The organism is Mucilaginibacter sp. P4_G9 (assembly GCF_056400985.1).
Genome location: NZ_JBFUKF010000520.1, coordinates 1 through 2,958 on the forward strand (window position 1 = coordinate 1; position 2,958 = coordinate 2,958).

Here is a 2,958-nt window from a genome sequence, read left to right on the forward strand (position 1 = left end):
TAGGTATAATAAGTGGCAGGCAGCCCGATATGGCTGGTGCAGGTTTTGCAAAAAAATCGGCCTATTTGTTAAAAGCGATACAAAATATACCACCCGACTCTTTGAGCAAGGATTTAAACATAAGTACAAAAAATACCCTGGCTGGTTTAAGCCGCCCACAACAACTCAAAAAGCTAAAAAACTATGTGTTCATGGTTAAAGCTTATTAATACGCCCAATTCCAATAAAAATTAATAATTAAAAGGAGATACCGAAAGGTGTCTCTTTTTTTGTTTGGACTATCGTACGTCCGGACTATCGGATTTTTTGATAAAGAACTTTTAGATTGAAATGGGGATACACCAACCATTTCCAACTCCGGCGGGGTTATGTGTTTATAGTGTAGCAAAGGTAGCAGAAAGGTTAACCAAAGGTAAATCAACGGTATACGGATATTACCGGTTTTTTTATTGAAAAATTACCTGTCCACTTCGCCCAGCACAAAATCTATCGAGCCTACAATGGCAATCAAATCGGCTATCAGCACGCCCTTCGAAATTTCGGGCAATACAGAAAGATTATTAAAGCTTGGGCCGCGGGCTTTTACACGTACGGGAATCTCGGATTTGCCATCGGTCATAAAATAAAAACCAAGCTCGCCTTTGGCGCCTTCGCAGCGTACATAATAGTCCTGTGCTTTGGGTATAGTTTTGCGCGGCATTTTGGCCCGCGGATCAAAATCGGGCGTGCGCTTTAATTCGTTCTGCAGGCGGTCGAGGCATTGTTCCACCATCCTAAGGGATTGTTCTATTTCATCAACCCTTACTTTATAACGGTCCCAGCAATCACCAACGGTGCCCATGAGCCCCGTACCTATAGGGACCTCGAAATCAAGTTCGGGGTAGACCGAATAATTATCAATCCGGCGTAAATCCCATTTCAATCCCGAAGCACGCAGCATTGGGCCCGAGCAACCATAGTTGATAGCCACATCAAGTGGCAGCACACCTACATTGGCCGTGCGGGATATAAATACCTGGTTATCGGTAAGCAACTGGTTAAGCTCAACCATTTTGGGTTTAAAGTACTCTACAAAATCGCGGCAGCGTTCTTCAAAGCCAACCGGCAAATCGTAAAACAAGCCACCAACCCAAATGTAGTTGTACAGCATGCGTGAGCCAGAAGCCCATTCCAGCATGCCCATAATATGTTCGCGATCTCTGAAGCACCATAAAAAAGGCGTGAAGGCGCCAATATCAATGCCATAAGTGCCAATTGCTATCAGGTGCGATGCAATGCGGTTAAGCTCGCAAACCAGCACACGGATGTACTCAATACGTTTAGGGATATCTTTATCAATGCCCATCATGCGCTCAACGCCCATTACAAAAGCATGGCTATTGTTCATAGATGCCAGGTAATCAAGCCTATCGGTAAAAGGAATGGTTTGCTGATAGGTTAATGATTCGGCATGTTTTTCAAAACAGCGGTGCAGGTAACCTATGTGAGGGATAACTTCTTTTACAATTTCGCCGTCAGTGATCAGTTCCAAACGTAAAACGCCGTGAGTTGAGGGGTGTTGCGGGCCCATATTAAGCACCATATCCTCCACACTGGCCTCAGCTATTTTTTTGTTGTAATTAAGTAGCGCTTCTTCGTATTTTGGATTAGTGATCGCCAATGTTGCCTTCCGTTTAATTTATTATTCAATCCCGGGATTGAATATCAAAAATCAACTTTTTTTTTATTTATCGGGCCAATTCGCGACAAAAACTTTTAAATACCTTTGCCGTAATGAAAGTATCCGGATTTACATTTATCAGAAACGCGGTTAAAAACGACTACCCCATTGTTGAAGCTATTAATTCTATTTTACCCCTTTGCGATGAGTTTATAGTAGCAGCCGGCAACTCTGATGATGGTACCCGCGAATTAATTGAGGCTATCGGCTCACCCAAAATCAAGATCATTGATACTGTTTGGGATGATTCATTAAAAGATGGCGGACGTGTTTTTGCGGTGGAAACGGATAAAGCATTTGCAGCAATTTCGCCGGATAGCGACTGGGCTTTTTATATCCAGGGTGATGAGGCAGTACATGAAAAATATCACCCCCTTATTAAAAGGGAGATGGAAGATGCCTTACCCAAACCAAATATTGAAGGCTTGTTATTTAAATACCTGCATTTTTATGGCTCCTATGATTACTACGGCGATTCGAGACGATGGTATCGCCGCGAGATTCGTTTGCTCAAAAATATTAAAGGCATCAAAGCCTACCGTGATGCACAGGGTTTTCGCCTTGATGACCGCAAGATAAAAGTAAAGCTGATTGATGCCTACATTTATCATTATGGCTGGGCTAAGCCGCCCCAGGGCCTTAACAACAAGATTCGTAACTTCAATAAGTTTTACCATGATGATGCCTGGATGGAGCAAAACCTGCCCGAAACTTACGAATTTGATTATAGTAATGCCGATAAGCTTGTCCGTTTTACCGGTACCCACCCGACACCTATTCAAAAACGAATTACTGCCACCAACTGGAACATTGATTTTAGTACTAAACAACTGCGCAAAGCGATGACATTTCGCCGCAAGCTGCTTCAAAAAATAGAACAATTAACCGGTTGGCGGATAGGGGAGTACAGAAATTATGAAATTGTGGAAAGGTAATGTTTTCTTCCCCTCATTCACGATAGGGGGGTAATATTCTCCTTACTCTTAATTTCTGAAAATTCTGATCAAAGATGCTGCGCTATAACAAACCCGCTTGCCCAGGCCCATTGAAAATTGTAGCCGCCCAGCCAGCCCGTAACATCTACACATTCGCCGCCAAAAAACAGGCCGGGAACTTTCTTAGCCTCCAATGTTTTAGAAGATAACTCATTGGTTGATACACCTCCGCGCATTACCTCAGCTTTATCGTAACCTTTATCGCCGGCAGGTTTTACTTTAAACTCATGGATCAATATGCTG

At 43.0% G+C, this 2,958-nt stretch carries 3 protein-coding genes and 1 pseudogene; 2 read left to right on the forward strand and 2 right to left on the reverse strand.

Annotated elements, in window-relative coordinates; genetic code table 11:
• A pseudogene (locus AC1DPZ_RS24725) lies at positions 1-209 on the forward strand (serine protease); the annotation flags it as partial.
• Between the two features lie 248 nt (positions 210-457).
• On the opposite strand, the gene AC1DPZ_RS24730 reads toward AC1DPZ_RS24725, so the two are convergent.
• Positions 458-1,654: an NADH-quinone oxidoreductase subunit D gene (locus AC1DPZ_RS24730; protein WP_477408490.1), complete on the reverse strand. Its 1,197-nt coding sequence runs from the start codon at positions 1,652-1,654 to the stop codon at positions 458-460.
• Between the two features lie 119 nt (positions 1,655-1,773).
• Between AC1DPZ_RS24730 and AC1DPZ_RS24735 the strand changes: the two genes are divergently transcribed.
• Positions 1,774-2,655 carry a glycosyltransferase family protein gene (locus tag AC1DPZ_RS24735; protein ID WP_477408486.1) on the forward strand — a complete coding sequence of 294 codons (882 nt, stop codon included), beginning with the start codon at positions 1,774-1,776 and terminating at the stop codon, positions 2,653-2,655.
• A gap of 68 nt (positions 2,656-2,723) precedes the next feature.
• Here AC1DPZ_RS24735 and AC1DPZ_RS24740 read toward each other — a convergent pair.
• On the reverse strand, positions 2,724-2,958 hold a 235-nt coding region (locus tag AC1DPZ_RS24740; protein ID WP_477408488.1), incomplete at its 5' end, for an NAD(P)/FAD-dependent oxidoreductase.

Excerpts from the sequence above, each read along its gene's own strand:
- AC1DPZ_RS24735 (WP_477408486.1), top strand. The coding sequence starts at position 1,774 with ATGAAAGTATCCGGATTTACATTTATCAGAAACGCGGTTAAAAACGAC.